The 15507-nt window shown below is 60.3% G+C and carries 14 protein-coding genes and 1 pseudogene; 7 read left to right on the top strand and 8 right to left on the bottom strand.

All coding sequences use genetic code 11. From position 1 onward, the window contains the following. Positions 1-74: 74 nt before the first annotated feature. On the bottom strand, positions 75-539 hold the full coding sequence (locus tag AC1MLZ_RS09750; RefSeq protein WP_480958269.1) for a P-loop nucleotide/nucleoside kinase family protein: 465 nt from the start codon (positions 537-539) through the stop codon (positions 75-77). Between the two features lie 162 nt (positions 540-701). On the opposite strand from AC1MLZ_RS09750, the pseudogene AC1MLZ_RS09745 reads away from it, so the two are divergent. From AC1MLZ_RS09745 to AC1MLZ_RS09735, 3 genes and pseudogenes are all read left to right on the top strand, one after another. After that, positions 702-1916: pseudogene (locus AC1MLZ_RS09745) on the top strand (FTR1 family iron permease); the annotation flags it as partial. A gap of 482 nt (positions 1917-2398) precedes the next feature. After that, positions 2399-3814, top strand: coding sequence for an IS66 family transposase (tnpC, locus tag AC1MLZ_RS09740; RefSeq protein ID WP_480958268.1), 1416 nt, complete (start codon positions 2399-2401; stop codon positions 3812-3814). A 499-nt stretch (positions 3815-4313) separates the two neighbouring features. After that, the gene (locus AC1MLZ_RS09735; protein WP_480958267.1) at positions 4314-4613 is read left to right on the top strand and encodes a hypothetical protein; all 300 of its coding nucleotides are present in this window, start codon (positions 4314-4316) and stop codon (positions 4611-4613) included. 567 nt (positions 4614-5180) lie between these two features. Here the strand turns inward: AC1MLZ_RS09735 and AC1MLZ_RS09730 are convergent. The 3 genes from AC1MLZ_RS09730 to AC1MLZ_RS09720 form a co-directional block, all read right to left on the bottom strand. Next, entirely contained in the window at positions 5181-6110 is a 930-nt protein-coding gene (locus tag AC1MLZ_RS09730) for an arginase family protein (protein ID WP_480958266.1), read from the bottom strand. Positions 6111-6268: 158 nt separating this feature from the next. Beyond that, entirely contained in the window at positions 6269-6997 is a 729-nt protein-coding gene (gene bla, locus AC1MLZ_RS09725) for a class A beta-lactamase (protein WP_480958265.1), read from the bottom strand. 201 nt (positions 6998-7198) lie between these two features. Next, positions 7199-7396, bottom strand: coding sequence for a hypothetical protein (locus AC1MLZ_RS09720; protein WP_480958264.1), 198 nt, complete (start codon positions 7394-7396; stop codon positions 7199-7201). A gap of 159 nt (positions 7397-7555) precedes the next feature. Between AC1MLZ_RS09720 and AC1MLZ_RS09715 the strand changes: the two genes are divergently transcribed. Then, entirely contained in the window at positions 7556-8095 is a 540-nt protein-coding gene (locus AC1MLZ_RS09715) for a LysR family transcriptional regulator (RefSeq protein WP_480958263.1), read from the top strand. A gap of 45 nt (positions 8096-8140) precedes the next feature. Here the strand turns inward: AC1MLZ_RS09715 and AC1MLZ_RS09710 are convergent, their stop codons facing one another. Next, on the bottom strand, positions 8141-8296 hold the full coding sequence (locus tag AC1MLZ_RS09710; RefSeq protein ID WP_480958262.1) for a hypothetical protein: 156 nt from the start codon (positions 8294-8296) through the stop codon (positions 8141-8143). A 170-nt stretch (positions 8297-8466) separates the two neighbouring features. Here AC1MLZ_RS09710 and AC1MLZ_RS09705 point away from each other — a divergent pair, with 170 nt between their 5' ends. From AC1MLZ_RS09705 to AC1MLZ_RS09695, 3 genes are all read left to right on the top strand, one after another. Next, on the top strand, positions 8467-8670 hold the full coding sequence (locus tag AC1MLZ_RS09705) for a hypothetical protein (protein ID WP_480958261.1): 204 nt from the start codon (positions 8467-8469) through the stop codon (positions 8668-8670). Positions 8671-9055: 385 nt separating this feature from the next. After that, positions 9056-9277 (top strand): hypothetical protein, encoded by a 222-nt coding sequence (locus AC1MLZ_RS09700; RefSeq protein ID WP_480958260.1) that lies wholly within the window; start codon positions 9056-9058, stop codon positions 9275-9277. Between the two features lie 693 nt (positions 9278-9970). Continuing rightward, positions 9971-10447 carry a hypothetical protein gene (locus AC1MLZ_RS09695; RefSeq protein WP_480958259.1) on the top strand — a complete coding sequence of 159 codons (477 nt, stop codon included), beginning with the start codon at positions 9971-9973 and terminating at the stop codon, positions 10445-10447. Positions 10448-10958: 511 nt separating this feature from the next. Here the strand turns inward: AC1MLZ_RS09695 and AC1MLZ_RS09690 are convergent. From AC1MLZ_RS09690 to AC1MLZ_RS09680, 3 genes are all read right to left on the bottom strand, one after another. Continuing rightward, complete coding sequence (locus tag AC1MLZ_RS09690) at positions 10959-12158, bottom strand: IS256 family transposase (RefSeq protein ID WP_480958258.1); 1200 nt, start codon at positions 12156-12158, stop codon at positions 10959-10961. A 699-nt stretch (positions 12159-12857) separates the two neighbouring features. After that, positions 12858-14753 carry an acyltransferase family protein gene (locus AC1MLZ_RS09685; RefSeq protein ID WP_480958257.1) on the bottom strand — a complete coding sequence of 632 codons (1896 nt, stop codon included), beginning with the start codon at positions 14751-14753 and terminating at the stop codon, positions 12858-12860. 98 nt (positions 14754-14851) lie between these two features. Then, complete coding sequence (locus AC1MLZ_RS09680; RefSeq protein WP_480961520.1) at positions 14852-15487, bottom strand: glycosyltransferase; 636 nt, start codon at positions 15485-15487, stop codon at positions 14852-14854. Positions 15488-15507 lie beyond the last annotated feature (20 nt).

The raw sequence follows: 15507 nt of genomic DNA, 5'->3' as shown, positions 1-15507 counted from the left end.
TCCAAGCGCAACGGCTTAGAAGACCCAGATCATTCCCAAATCAGCATCCTAGCTGGGAAGCAGCGCCGGTATGTTCACACCACTGAGTGCGGCTCGTCCATGCCCAAAGGCTCAACCCGTGCCTTAAGCCGGTCAAAGGTGGCAGGAGCGATATAGAGGCTCCGGTGAGCGGCCTTGTTTCTGATTGCGATGCGCTTTCGGGCCTCCCCATCGGAACAGGTTACAGCCAACAACACAGAGGTAGCCCCTACGTTCTCGACTGCAGCCCGTACGCGATCCCGTTCAGCCCGAGACCAGAAACCGTAATCGAGAACAACGTCGAGACCCAGTGATAGGCAGCGAATCCAAACAGGCTGCATGATATCGAGGATAGCCGCTGCCCTGTCTTGGAACGTGTTGGCGGGCGGGTATTCGCCAAATAGGCGTGCCATCCATTCGTCAGGAGTAAACCGGACGGCGCTATGTTGAAGCTCAAGCCTCTTGGCTAGCGACGTCTTCCCCGATCCTAAGAAGCCGAACACAAGGTGAGCCGTAGGCATTCCGTCTCCTGCCGTCGCTTTCCCCCGTTAATAGCAGGTGAGGCCCACTGCTAGCGATTCCCGAAACTCGATCCCAATTGAGAACGTCCCGGCCTTCTCGATCGCCGTTCATTTGTGGGAAAGATCGAGCGACTGCGATCGGCTATCTGTAGGAAGTGAATCAACATGGAGAAGCTGGTCGGGATGACCCCGGCCGATCTCGCCGGTGAGATCGGCGAGGCGAAGACCGATGCCGTGATCGCCTATTTGCGCCGCAACCCGGGTGCGGTCGTGCCGCGGAACGTCGGCACACTGTCGCTTGCCCGCGAACGGCTCGGCGAGGCCGTTACCGCCTATGCCCAAGGTGACCGCAAGGGCGCGACCAACCTCGCGCTGTCGGCCTATCTGGACGGCTTCGAGCCGGTCGAGCCGATGCTGTCGGCGCGCGACAACGCGCTGATGGTGCGGATCGAAGGCGCGATGGGCGCACTACGCGCCGGCATCGCCAACGGCGCTCCACCAACCTCCGTGCGCGATCAGGCACGCGCGCTCGACACGCTGTTCGGCGAGGCGGGAGCCGCGCTTGCGCCCGAACGGGCGTCGGGCGCGTCCAGCTTCTTTGGTGCCTTCACGATCCTACTGCGCGAAGGGCTAGAGGCGCTGCTGATCGTCGTCGCCATGCTCGCCTTTCTGCGCAAGGCCGAACGCCGCGACGTAATGCCCTACGTGCATGGCGGCTGGGTCGCGGCGCTGGTCGCCGGCGCCGCCACCTGGGCCGTCGGCACCTATGCCGTCGAGATCAGCGGCGCGAGTCGCGAACTGACGGAAGGGTTCGGCTCGGTGTTCGCTGCGTTGGTGCTGTTGTGGGTCGGCATCTGGATGCACGGCAAGAGCATCGCCGATGCCTGGCAACGCTACATCCGCGAGAAACTGACGACGGCGCTCAACGCGCGATCAGCGTGGTTCCTGTTCGGCCTGTCGTTCGTCGTCGTCTACCGCGAGGTCTTCGAGACGATCCTGTTCTTCACAGCGATATGGACGGGAGGGAACGGCGGATCGGTGTTGGCGGGAGCGGCCTCGGCTGTTGCGGCTCTCGCTGTCATTGCGTGGGGGATGACGCGCTACAGCCGCACGCTGCCGCTCGGGAAGTTCTTCGCCTACAGCTCGGCACTGATGGCACTGCTGGCCGTGGTGCTGATCGGCAAGGGCGGGTCCGCCCTGCAGGAAGCGGGCTGGCTGCCGGTCAACCCAGTCGCTGGCTTCCCGCGCGTCGAAATCCTCGGCCTCTATCCAACAACAGAGGGGATCGCGGCGCAGCTTGTCATGGCGGCGCTGCTGGCGATTGGCTTCGGCCGCAACCGGGTCACCGCCAGCACTGCGAAGGAAGCGACCGCCTAACCCCGCAACGCTCTGCGACCGCCTCGAAAGCGGTCGGACCACGATCTCTCCCGGCTCTGATCGCGGGCGTACCGATGGTGCCCGTCGCTGCCGGCGCGGCCTTCCGAGAAAAACGCGACCAACCGATATCGGCATTGGCGAACGTCGAAGGTGTCATAACTGAACGGTTGTGACACCCCTATTGCCGGGCGACGCACTCAACCGGCAGCGATCGTATTCCCGTTTGATGCTGTTGCTGGGGTTTCGGGAAGCCCTAAGATTCCCCGAAAATCGATCGAGTTTCGGGAATGGCTGTGTTGAGAAAACAGCGGATGTTGCCTGTAAGTGAATAGTATCCCATGATCCTGCAATGAAACAGCCGTATCTGCTCACCCCCTTGCGGCGGTAACACAGGCGGCGTGACACGGGCTGCATAGTCCGAGGTTGGGTGGGGCTGCCGGATTTTGCTTGCGCCGTTGCGCGCTTGCTGATTCAGAATCCTCATGAACGTCGAAGCCGTCCGAGCGCTTTCGCATGATGAGCTGGTCGCGCTGGTGCTGGCGCAGGCGGAAGTTATTTCGCTTCAGGCCGCGCGAATTGCGGAGTTAAGCGCCCTGGTAGAGACTCAGGCGGCATCCATCACGCGCCTTGAGAGGCGTGTGGCCGAGCTGGAGGACAAGCTGGGCAAGCCGCCGAAGACGCCGGACAATTCCTCGATACCGCCGAGCGCCGGACAAAAGCCAAACCTGCCCGAGCGCCAGCGCAAAGACCGCAAGGGTCGCCCCGGTGTCACCCGCGCGCTGGCTGCCGATCCCGACCAGGTGGTCGAGGCCCTTGCCACGCAGTGCCCGAACTGCGCCGCGGCGTTGAGCCAGGACGACCAGCGCAAGGTTCATGCCTATGATCATATCGAGATCCCGCCGATCAAGCCGGTGACGACGCGCGTCCATCTGCATAGCGGAGTATGCCCGTGTTGCGAGGCCACCTTCACTGCACCTGTACCCGAAGGGATGGAGCCGGGCTCACCCTTTGGCCCCGGCATCCAGGCACTGCTGATCCATCTCCACGTCACGCAAGCGATCAGCTTCGAGCGTCTCAAGGAGATCATGAAGACGGTCTTCGGTCTCGACATCAGCGAAGGTGCGGTCGCCAATATCCTCCAGCGCGCGCTCAAGCCGATGCTGGAGGCGGCCGAGGAGATCGGCGAGGAAGTCCGCCGGGCCGAGGTGATCGCTTCCGACGAGACGTCGGCACGGGTCTGCGGGCGCAAGCACTGGCAGTGGGTCATGCACACCACTACCGCGATCTATCACATCATCGCCGACACCCGCGCCGCGCGGATCATCACCGACTTCCTGGGCGGGGCCAGGCCCAAGGTCTGGGTAGCGGACCGCTACGGTGCGCAGAACGGCCATGGCGAGCAGCGCCAGGTCTGCCTGGCGCACCTGCTACGCGACGCACAATATGCCATCGACAGCGGCGACATGATGTTCGCACCGGGCTTCAAGGCTTTGCTCAAGCGGGCCTGCAACATCGGCAAACGACGAGACCGGCTCAAGAATACAACGCTTGCCCAGTATCTCGCCCGGCTGGAGCGACAACTGACCGGCCTGATGAAGCTCGCAGTACCGCACAAGCAGGGGCAAAAGCTCATGCGCGCGATCAAGAGGTGCCGCACCGACCTGTTCGTGTTCATGACCCGGCGCGACGTGCCCTACACCAACAACGGCTCGGAACGCGCGCTGCGCATGTCGGTGATCTTCCGCAAGGTAACCGGTTGCTTCCGCTCGACCTGGGGCTCGCAGTTCTACGCTGCCACAGTCTCCGTGATCGCCACAGCAAAGCTACACGGCAAGACCGCCCTCCAAGCGATCGTAGACGTCATCTCACAGCGTCGTGCGCCGACCCTCGCCGCATAGGGGGTGAGCAGATACAAACAGCCTCTGTTCTGCGGTTTGGGGATAGCTACGGCCTTGATAGTGCCGAGTGCTGACGGTCAAACCAATGACTTTCCTTTGATTGCGAATGTAGCTCGGTACGGCAATGAGTGCCGCATTACTGTCGACGGAAAGAGGGTGGCGTCAGATCGCCTTCCTCAGATTGTTCAAGCTGGTAAGCATCGTCGCGGAATTATCGTCTATCGTCCTAACGCGTCGTATAAATGCATCGGCGGAGCGATATATACGCTTCAGCGTGCAGGTCTAAAGCAGATCGACGTAGCTACCTGGACTGCGGATTGACGGCGGGTTCTGGGTCCATTCTGCTTCGCGATTAGGATGCGAGATCGGACCCGGTTCGAAAGCTACCAATGGCGGGGTTTTAATTCAGCGGCGAGCCGCTTCTCAACGAGTGGCAGAGACGGTCGGCGACTCTCCGAATAAACTAGAAAGCAACCGGAACTTCGGGCACAATCTTCAAATGGTGCCGACGCTTGTACTTATTGCCGCGACGATCGGGCTGTTTGCATCAGTCTGGATCGCTAATCGCTTGGCGATCTGGCGCGGGTCGTCAACCGCTGTGACCATCATCTTCGCGACATCTGCGCTGTCACCCGTAGTGCTGATGCTGTCATACGTGCTTCTATGGGGGATACAGCACGGCCTGGGGACAGCGTTCCTCGACCCGAAGCTCATTCCTATGCTGTTGACTGTTGGCCTGCCATTATCCGCGCTAACGACTTTCGTCGCGTACCGTGGGAGTGAGGGGCGTACCTACTAAACGCGGCTCACCAAAGGGGAGTGCCGGCTGCTTTGATCCGCAGGCATAACCGCTTTAGCGGGACTGTGCGGCAGCGATCGACACAACGTTCTCAAAATGGAACGGAGATCGAAACGACGCACGCGTTCTCGGAATCGATCCTAATCAGGAATGGGGGGCGGCTGAAAAGAATCGCTCAGTTGCAGACGCTCGCGTCGACGGTCAGGATGGCCGAATGAACTATGAAAAGCGTCCGACCAATTGGGGATGTCTGTCCGCCACCGCGCTGATGACGCCGGTAGCGCTGATCGTTTTTGGCGCTGGCATGATGGCCGGTGGCGATGCGAGGGACGGGAGCAGCCCTGCGTTGGCGACTTCACACCCGTGTGGATCATGATGGGCGCTGTAGTTGTGGTTGCTCTTGGTTTGGCCTTCGCCATCAACGTGCTTGTCGCGAAAGTCCGCTTATGGCGCAGTAAGCGGACCGGCAGCTAACCTTCCCACCCGGACATTCCCGAAATTCGATCCCAATCGAGAACGTCCCGGCTTCTCGATCGCCGTTCCTAATTGGGAAGGCTTAGCCAGCGCTCACGCGGTCGGATCGACCGATGCAGGCGCTGGAAAAGGTAGCTTCGCCATCAGCGAGACGATCGCGTCGGCGTACTTGCCATCAGGATCGAGGTCCGGGTCGAACACCGTCACGGTCATGCCCCGGCATCGTTCATCGGCGACCAGCGGATGCAGGATCGCAACCAACTCTTTCGGTGGTATGCCGGGACTGCCGGGGCAATCGACCGCAGGCATAATGGCTTCATCCAACACGTCCACGTCGAGATGAATCCAGAAACCTTGATCCGGCTTAGCTGCAAGCATGGTGGCGATGCGGGCAGCGACGCCTTCCGCACCGATGGCGGTCGCCTCGAACACGTCGATCGTATCTATGTCCGTATCCTGCACGTCAGGCCAGGCGAAGTCCGGGTTTCGGCTCTCGCGTTCCCCAAGCTGTATCACGTCCGCATCCGCGACGAGCGGACCTCCAATACCCGGCCATTTGGTTCCCAGCGGCTCACCGCGCCCCGTTACCAGGGCAAGGTCCATACCCGCCGCAGCACCCAGATTTCGGTTGAAGTCGTAGTTCCCCGGATGCCGGAAATCACTGTGGCCGTCGATGTGGATCAGAGCGATTGGTCCCTCTTCGCGCGCGCCGGCGAGCGCCCCCATGAGGATCGAGCAGTCGCCACCGATAACGAGGGCGAACTCGCCTCTACGCCGTACATCGCGGACGGCCTCGGCCAGCGTGAGATTGAAGTCCCGCATGGTTCGACCGTTTCGTATGCGCGTCCCAACTTGCGGCTCCGGCGAGTAGATCGGGCGTCGCAAACTCGTGACGGGCGGCGCGCCAATTGCCTTCAACAGCCCCGCTTCGAGGAGAGCCGCAGGCGCGCGCCAGGTACCGGGCTCGTGGTTCAGACGTAGTGGCCGAAGCCCGAGGTTTGACGGAGAGGTGATGACGTGCATGGCGCGAGGCTAGGGTGAACCAGACTACCCAGCAATACTCGCGCGACGTGTCTATTTCTCGAAACACCATCCCTGTGGGACAGCGTCGGCCGTCTCGATCGCCGTTCCCAATTCGGAAAGCGCTACATTGCCCGGCCGCTTAGGCGAAGCCCGTCATGCTACACCGTGCCCGCAATTAATCGAGCGACGCCGGCCAAAATAAGTTCTTGGCTTTCGACGGTTCCCAGCGCTTCACCAAGGTAGGCCGTGACCACGACGGGAGGCCGGGCCGGCGGCCAGATCACGCCGACATCGTTGGTCGCGATCCCTCCCCACGTGCCCGGCTTGTTCGCAATCCGCCATCCTGCTGGGACGCCTACCCGGAGGCGGCGCGTTGCTGCATCAATCGCTCCCATCATCCATCCTGTCAGGAGCTTGCGCGACGAGTTCGATAAAGCGTTTCCAAGCAGTAGGCGGCGTAGAGTTTTCGCCATAGCGGCAGGTGAGGTGGTATCGTGGGTCTCGCCCACCGTGACGATGTTCAGTTCGGGTTCCATGTGATCCAGGCGGGTTACAGGATCGCCGATCGATCGAAGATATGCCGTGAGCGCAGTCGGTCCGCCGAAGCTTGCAATAAGCAGATTGGCGGCGGTGCTATCGCTGACGGTTAAAGCTGCCTCGCAGAGTGCCTCAATCGTCATCCCTTCAGAGCCGACGTGAGGAGCAGTCATCTTAAATGGCGATACAAGCTCGCGTTTGGTGAAGGTCACACGGCGCGTCAGGCGTTCTTCGCCTCGATCAACCCGCGCTAGTACGAACGCTACGGCGAGCGCCTTACAGGTGCTGCACATGGCGAAACGCTCATCAATCCGATAGCCGGTCACTTGCCCGGTCGTGGAGTCGAGCACCGCGACTCCAAGCCTCCTCCCACTTTTCACCTCCAGTTCCTGCAACCGCCTTTGTATGCTGCTGCCGACCGAGGCTCGGAATGATGGTAGCACGATGAGTGGTGCGACCAAGGCAATGCGCCTTGTAATTGCTACTGACATGACCGGGCTGGAAACTTTCGAGCAAGCGGAGAGGCGGCACCGGAATTGCCCGCTACGCAATCAGTCGTGAAGTAGCATGTCGGCGAGCATAGTTTGCTGTTCATGGGGCGGCGGAATGTGGACACTGCGGTTTTCACATCCAGTCCTGGGTTCATCCGTTGGGGCTGTCGCCAAGCCGCAACCTGCGATCGTCAAACACAGCAGATCAACAAACAGCAGAATTAACAAAAAGTCGGCGTTATCGAAGCCTTTGATCAATTCCTTTCTCCCATCTCAAAGGCCGCAACCAATCACAAGCCGAACAGGCGATTGATCAAATATGACTGTGAGCTAGCGGTCTCTGGCACGCCCACAATGCGGAAGTTCCGATCGCTGGCTTCGGCTGGAACGAAGGCTGATGACGCGCTATGTGTAGTTATGCGGTTCGACCTGACAGATTTGCGGCTGTTCCTCGCCATCGTCGATGCGGGCAGCATCACGCATGGCGCTGCTGAAATCGGCCTGTCCCTACCTGCGGCCAGCGAGCGGTTGCGTGATATGGAGGCGACCGGCGAAGTCGCTTTGTTGAACCGTGGTCGTCGCGGGATCACGCCGACAGAGGCTGGCGACATGCTAGCGCATCATGCCCGCACTATTTTGCACCAAATGGCCCAAATGCGGGGTGACATCGGCCAGTATGCCAAAGGACTTCGCGCTTCCGTTCGTATCTTCGCGAACACCGCTGCAATTACCGAGGTTCTGCCGCAAAGACTGGCCGCGTGGATGGCGGCACATCCGCAAGTCGATATCGAACTCAGGGAGCGCGAAAGCGACCAGATTGCCCGAAGCGTCGCGGCCGGGTTTGCGGAGATCGGTGTGCTGTCGAATGCGGTCGAAACGGGCGCGTTGATCCTTCGCCCCTTTGCGGTGGACCGCCTGGTGGTTGTCGCGTCTAGGCACCACCCACTCGCTAACTAACGACAGGTGCATCTTGCCGACGTCATCGGCGATCGTTTCGTTGGCCTAACTAGCGGAGCTTTGCAGGACCATATCGAAGCAAGGCTTCTCGCGGATCAGCTTATAGATCCGGGTGCGCTTCAGCCTGACCATGATCTCAACGACCTTGAGCATGACCAAGCGATCGCTCTCGGCGGCGGGCTGGCTAGCTTCGCGGGTCATCGTCGGTGCCTCTGTTTGAAAGCTTAGAGCTGGGGAGCAGTTCGTCGCGCCAGTCAGTAAGGCGGGCGCATTGGCGGCTGCATGGGTCTGGACGCCGTCTCGATCGATGGCCAACTGTCCTGACAACCTGGGGGCAGGAGTCAGAAGCCGTGCTAAAAACCATGTGGAACATGCCCGCCGAGCTATTACGAACTAAAGCCGCGGACGACGAAGCCGAGCATATCGACGAGCGACTTGCATCCGGATCGCTTGGACAGATGATTGACGCATTCGACGAGCACGACGGCTCTGAAGCCGAAGCCATCGTCATCAAGTGCGCCGGGCGCGATCGGGCGATTACGTCCCAGAAATTCGGGATCTGCGGCGGGACCTGATCACAACCAAAGCGGCATGACGGCGCCCTGCTGTGACGGACCATGCGCGGGCTGAAGCGCAGGCGTCTTCATTTTGCACAATCGTGGTTGGGCATAACGCAATTGCGTCTCGCGGGCTGCGCGACCACCTGCAAGACTGATGCTGCGACGCAGCAATGTCTTGCCCGAGGTTCCTATGTTCTCCTTGATCGCTCTCTACTTCGAATATCGTAAGATGCAGGCTGCCCGCATGCTGACCGTTGCCGCAGCAACCCCGCGCGTCCGTGCCGCGAACGACGCTGGTTCGAATCGCACCGTGGCAACCGCGGCCTGATCCAACATCGACGCTGGTACGTTTGCGCCGCTGCGGTAATGCAGCAGGCCAAGCGAACAGCGAGAGATTGAGATGGCGGCGACGATCATAACCCCCAGCGGCCCCGGTGCGATGGAGGCTGGCCTCGTCCTCGACGAGGAAGGCGGACGATTCGTCGTGCTGACGTTCAAGGAACCAAAGGGCGAGCCTACGCTGGTCACGTTCACGGTTCCGATCTTCCAGAACTATGTCGAGCATCTGGTTCGCACGGCGAAAGCGGCCGACGAGGAGGCCAACTGGGGCATCCCCGGCTGACGGTGATCGCCGCGGCGTAACGCGGCGATTCTTTCGAAATGGCATCGCCCTGCGTCATCGTTGATACCTCTTCCCGCGTTGGATTGCCGCTGGCGGCGCGGGCGATTGAGGCTTGGCTTCTAGAATCGGCAGCGGTCTAAGCCGTACCGGCCCTAACGGGTACCGGTGCTCTAGCACCCCGTGGTGAGTTGATTGGACTGGGTCTAGGGCCTGCCCCCACCCCCAACGCAGAGGCCCGAACAAGGCGCTCGGGCGATTGTTCAACGGTATGGAGCGGTGATGCTGCGGAATAGTTCACCCATACCTGTACCGCTTTGCGACTGATCACCGCCGATGACGCTGGTCTGGCAACTTACCCTTGCGTCGCCAAAGGTGGCCGGTTTGGCTTCGCTTCGACTGCAGGCTTCTGAACCCGGAAGTAGAAGGTAACTAAGAGGGCAACCATCAGGACCAGCCCTATCGCTAAGCCGATCAGCATGCCCTTCTGAGGTTTCGTGTCGTTTCGGTCCGCCATGGTTTGCTCCTGTTGAATGCTTATAACGGACGGCAAGACGGAACGGATGCACGCGGCGTGAGACAGTAGCTGGATCGGTTGCGGTGAATGAGTTGACACCTAGCCGGCGTCGCCCCGCTTGGGTCGCAGACAACTCCTCGGAGGTGGTCCTAGCCCCGTCTGCATATCTAGAGGTGACGATGACTGTACCGCAATTGAACGGTACGACATACTTTGACATGCCTGACGATCTTGGTGACGCCTCTGTCGCGCATTTCTTCGCCCTGCGTCTAACGGGTGCGGGAGGCGGGTTTTCGCTCGGCGGAAATCAGGACCAAGCGACGCTGAAGGGCTATCGCATATACGCGTTTGGCGTCTCCGGAATGCACACCGTTATCGCCACCTTGGCGGTGAGCAATATCACCGAACAAATTCTTACCGAAACGACCCATGCATCTGTCCCGACAACTGTCACCGGGATTTGGATGGTCGTGGTATTCGAAGGCCGGATAGTAGTCGAACGTATTTCTGCAGGAACCATGACAGCGGGCAGGCGCAAAGTAACCACTGCCGAAGCGGGCTTGCCGCTTCCTAACGGTATTCGTTGGGGGGGGGGGCGGAACGGGCTTCTCCGCTCTATCTGCCCTCGGTTAATGCTCGGTTGGGTGCGTTGCTGACAATCAGCAATCCGCGCGGCTTTCCGTCGCTGTCGAAGAAGATCGCCTGCGCTGCGCTCATTCGCGACACGATGGCGGCACGTGGGATCGCCGCAGTTTAAGTGCGTATCTTTGGCTGCCTGCATCTGATGCGGGCAGCGATTATTGCCGGATTCACCAGGGAAAACACGGTCGTCGCAAAGCCAGCAAGTCCCACGCGTTCGGGCCAGCTTCAACCCGTTCAAAAATCGAGATCATAGAAGATAAAATTTGAAACCGTACCCGTTCTAGATGTTGACGGCATCGCCAACCCGGCCGCTCTGCTGTATCAAGATTATGATAAGCAGGGGCAGATGGAATGGTACTTTTATGTGAACCAGGTAGCATTAAATGAAGTCGGTAAAATCATCGCGACGAATACCGTGTATTTAGTCATGGCGGTCGGACTTCTTACGAAACTCGGATCGTGTCCCACCGCGTGGTGTAGCTTCAGCGGCGTAGCCGCTTTGATCTCCGGGCAGGGCCGGGTCGATTACGCCGTCATGGACGACAACGTGACGGTGGTATCATCGCCCAATTGCGTCACGCTTTCCAGTGTCATGTAACGGCCCCGCTGAACCGCCCACTCATCGTTTTGCTCGAGCAGCAAGGCGCCGACCAGCCGGGTGATGGCATCCTCGTTGGGGAAGATGCCGACGACATTGGTGCGCCGCTTGATCTCGCCGTTGAGGCGTTCGAGTGGATTGGTGCTGTGCAGCTTGGTGCGATGCTGTGGCGGGAACGACATGTACGCGAGCACGTCCTCCTCGGCAGTGTCCATGAGCTTCGCGAGCTTGGGGACATTGGGCCTGAGTTGATCGGCGACCTTGCGCCACTGACCCTTGGCGGCTTCGGGCGTCTCCTGTGCGTACGCGGTGGCGATGAAGGCCGAGACGACGCGCCGCCCGCTCTTGCCGGCATGGGCCGTAGCGTTGCGCGCGAAATGTACGCGGCACCGCTGCCACGTGGCGCTGAACACGCGTGAGACGGCAGCTTTGATGCCCTCGTGGGCATCCGAGATGATGAGTTTCACGCCGCGTAGGCCCCGCCGCGCGAGGCCGCGGAGGAAGTCTGTCCAGAATGTCTCGGCCTCCGACGCACCGATCGCCATGCCGAGCACCTCGCGCCTGCCGTCACCGTTCACGCCGACCGCAATGGTGACCGCGACCGAGACGATCCGACCAGCCTGACGCACTTTCAGGTACGTCGCGTCGACCCACACGTATGGCCAGTCGCCTTCAATGGGGCGCTCGAGGAACGCCTTCACGCGGACGTCGATCTCCTCGCAAAGCCGGCTCACCTGGCTTTTCGAGATGCCGCTCATACCCATGGCCTTCACCAAATCGTCGACCGAACGGGTCGAGATGCCCTGGATGTATGCCTCCTGGACGACTGCGGTTAGCGCTTTCTCGGAAAGGCGCCGGGGCTCCAGAAAGGCGGGAAAGTAGCTGCCCGTCCTCAGCTTGGGGATACGCAGTTCAACGGTGCCGGCCCGCGTTTCCCAGTCCCGCTCGCGGTAACCGTTACGTTGCGCGAGGCGGTCACTGCTCTTCTCGCCATAACCCGCGCCGGTCAGACTACCGACCTCCAGGTCCATCAGCCGCTGCGCGGCAAAGCCAATCATTTCGCGTAGGAAATCTGCATCCGCGCTCTTTCCCACCAGCGCTTGCAGGTTCATCGTATCGTCGGTCATCGAAGGTCTCCGTTGGTTGAGTCTTGCAACCCAAACCTATCCGAAGATCTTCGATGGCCACCCGTGAACCTGACCGGCCGCTACAGCGCTGGATGATAGCGCGCGACCGGTCAGCTTCACTACCGCTGAGCTACACCACCAGCGGGGACACGACCGAAACTCGACGCTTCCCAATAGTCTAACCTAAATCAAGTACAAATTGGTGCAGCGCAGCGTTTACATCCTGGGGTAGCAAGTTAACGTGCGTCCTCATGTCGAAACCGGTGCCAACAACGCGAATACAGAAACTGGCTTTCTGCCTCATCGCCATCGCCTTCCTTGTTTTACAGATTGTCCCGGCTGCGGTCTGGCTGCTCACGGCCGACCCTTCCGAGCTCAACGCACCTGTGGAGAAATAGGCGTCTTGAACGCGTATGGCTGCCGCGTCCTCGGTCGTTGAGGCTCGTCGAGCCCTACCAGTATACTTGGGTAGTCCGCGAACGAACCTCCCCTTTCAACGCCAGCGCTCATTACGGGCGGTCCGTCCGCGGCCGCCCTTAGCCATGCCGGAGCAACGATGATTCACCACGCGATCGCGACCCACCCGCCGCGACGTACGAATGCTCCGGGCCGTGCTGGTCGCATCATAACGCACGCTGTCATCTACAATCGCCACCTTAACCCGGCCGAGTTCGCCGTGATGTCGACGATGTGACAGAGCTAATTTCCGGTGCGTGGCGGTCGCGCCGGTACGGTTACTGCCGGCGCGGCGTCCTGAAAGACTTTCCGAAGCTCCTCCCGGATTAGCGCCACTCCCGCGGCGCTCAGGTGATCGGCATCGGCATAAGTAAGGCGACCTTCAACCGCGAAAATGCACTTGTCATTCGGGCAGAGATACGGGGCGGGATCGATAATCTGAACGGACCGGTCTCGGCTTCCAATTCGATCAAGGATCTCGAGGTGTTTTTTTCGCGTTCCTAAGTACGTATCCCGGCCATATTCGGAGAACGTGACGGCTTGCGATAGATCCCTGGTCTTGGGGTTCCCAATATATATGGAAGGATCAAACTCGGGATTTTGCGGTATCGGCTTCATGACAAATACTTGAAGACCGAAAGAACGAAGCCGGCCGATCGCATAGCGGAAGTCATCTTCCACGAAATCTAACGGCCACGACACAACGATAAACACGGTCGCGATATGATTATCCGCAATGCCTCTTTCGAGCCGCTTCCAGTACGCGCTGGGACATAGCATCTTGCCGGTCTCAATCGGCCGGCAGATATTCGTGCTAACAAATACGGGTGTCCCCGCCTCGGTTCCAAGATCGGTGAACACTTCACGGAGCATATTCGAGTGAGAGTCCCCGAGTAGAAGAACACCCCCGTCCCCTCGGATTTTATTTCGGCTGCAGATGCTGGAGTTGAATGAGAACAGACGGTCGATGATTGGGCACCGCTCGCCGGGCCGATCGAACTTGGCTTCGATGTAAGGGCGATCCGAGACGGGGTAGCGCTCGATTGCCCCGTTGGAATTTATCAGCCAAGCGCCGGCCACCGCGGAAAATATGACGAAGGCAACGAGCAACAGTGTCGTGTTTAGGGGGCGCTTTAGACCGGAGGATCGATGAGAGGGTTGCTCAATAGCGATGTAGCTCACGACCGCTAAAAGATATCCTGCAACAAGCAGTATGGCCCCCGCGGTGCCGGTTATCGGTTTACCAGACCATACCGCGTACAATGAGATCAGCGGCCAGTGCCAGAGATACCAGCTGTACGATATCTTGCCGACGTGCTGCACGGGACTGGCAGAAGCTGCAGCGGTGAACGCCGCACCGGCCTGCCCTTGGACGACGCACAGAATGAACGCGCCGGTAAGAGCTAGGGCGGAATGCAGTCCGGGGAAAGGCGCATGCTCGGCAAACAAGAATATCGAGGCCAGTATTAGTGCGACTGCCCCTATCGCGATGGCGGGAGTGGCCCGCGAGGCGGATCGTTCACGAAACTTTTGATACAGCAGCGCTGCGCCGATGCCGGCTGCAAATTCCCATGCGCGGGAGGGTAGCAGGAAGAAAGCTGCGCGATCGCTGTAGTGTGCGGTTCCCACAGCAAACGCGAGCGAGCTGAAACCAAAGGCTATCAGCGCGATAGGCCAATATCGTCCACTCCACTTCCTTAAAAGTATTGGTACGAAAAACAGGAAATAGAACCATTCCTCGATCGCCAAGCTCCACGTATGCAGCAACGGCCGTTGTAAAGAGCCGACGAAATAGTCGCCTTGGGCTAAGAACACGTCGTTTTGGCTGTAAATCGCCTGGGCAAAGAGCGATTGACCATATTCCAGCAATAGGTTCGGCGGCAGCACATAGTACGCCGCTGCTGTCGTGACGATCAGGAGCACGAGATAGGCCGGCACCAGGCGACGCACACGCCGCGCAAAAAATGTACGCCAGCGGTTTTCGCCGCTGACCAGTTTCTCGCCGTACTGAAGCCAAATGATGAAGCCCGATATCAAGAAAAAGATATCGACGCCGACGAACCCGCCCGGCACCCATGCTGGGAAGGAGTGGAATAACACCACCGCTACAACGGCTACTGCGCGAAGTGCATCGAGCACGACTAGCCGCGTAGTCTCTTGAGATTTCATCGCGCCGCCCCGAATGCCGTCCGCTCCCCGGCGAGACTGTACGCCGATAGCAGACACTCAAGCCGCGTCTAGCTCAACGCTCGGCTGCGGCGCCCCCCCCACCAGCATCGCGACCCATCTGGTCGCAGGAAAGGATGACGCATGACTGCGACAGCAAACAGTAGCCTCGCGGCCCAAGCGGTAGCGAAAGGCCCTATGACGCTCGCCCCTCCGTCCTTCGATGGGCACGGACGGCTCGTCGTCATCAACCTCGCCGGCATGACTGCGGTCATGGCGGTTTGGGTCCGGTCCCAGGATTGGGTAGCGAGCAGGCGGTCGGCTTCGTCGCGCCAGACGCCCGCACGGGGGAGGGCGAGGGCGGCCTTGCAGGCGGCGACGAACGGCGTCGCATCGGACGCGATCTCCACCGCCGCCGAGTCGCCATAATGGCGGATCACGTCGACGATCGACGTCGAGACGACGGGCAGGCCGCCGGCGAGATATTCGGGCGTCTTGGTCGGGCTGATGAAGCGCGTCGCGGCGTTCATCGCGAACGGCATTAGCGCGACGTCCCGGCCCGAGAGATAGGCGGGAAGTTCGTGGTAATCACGCCCGCCGAGCCAGTGGATGTTGGCGCGGCGTGGCAGGTGGGCGGGGTCGATCTTCACGACCGGGCCGATCATCACGAACGACCAGTCGGGTCGTGCAGCAGCGACGGCGTCGATCAGTGCGAGGTCGATGCGTT

This window comes from Sphingomonas sp. PEI4, assembly GCF_056679955.1.
The sequence above is the reverse complement of the archived record's forward strand: the minus strand, read 5'-3'. Positions and strand labels throughout refer to the sequence as shown.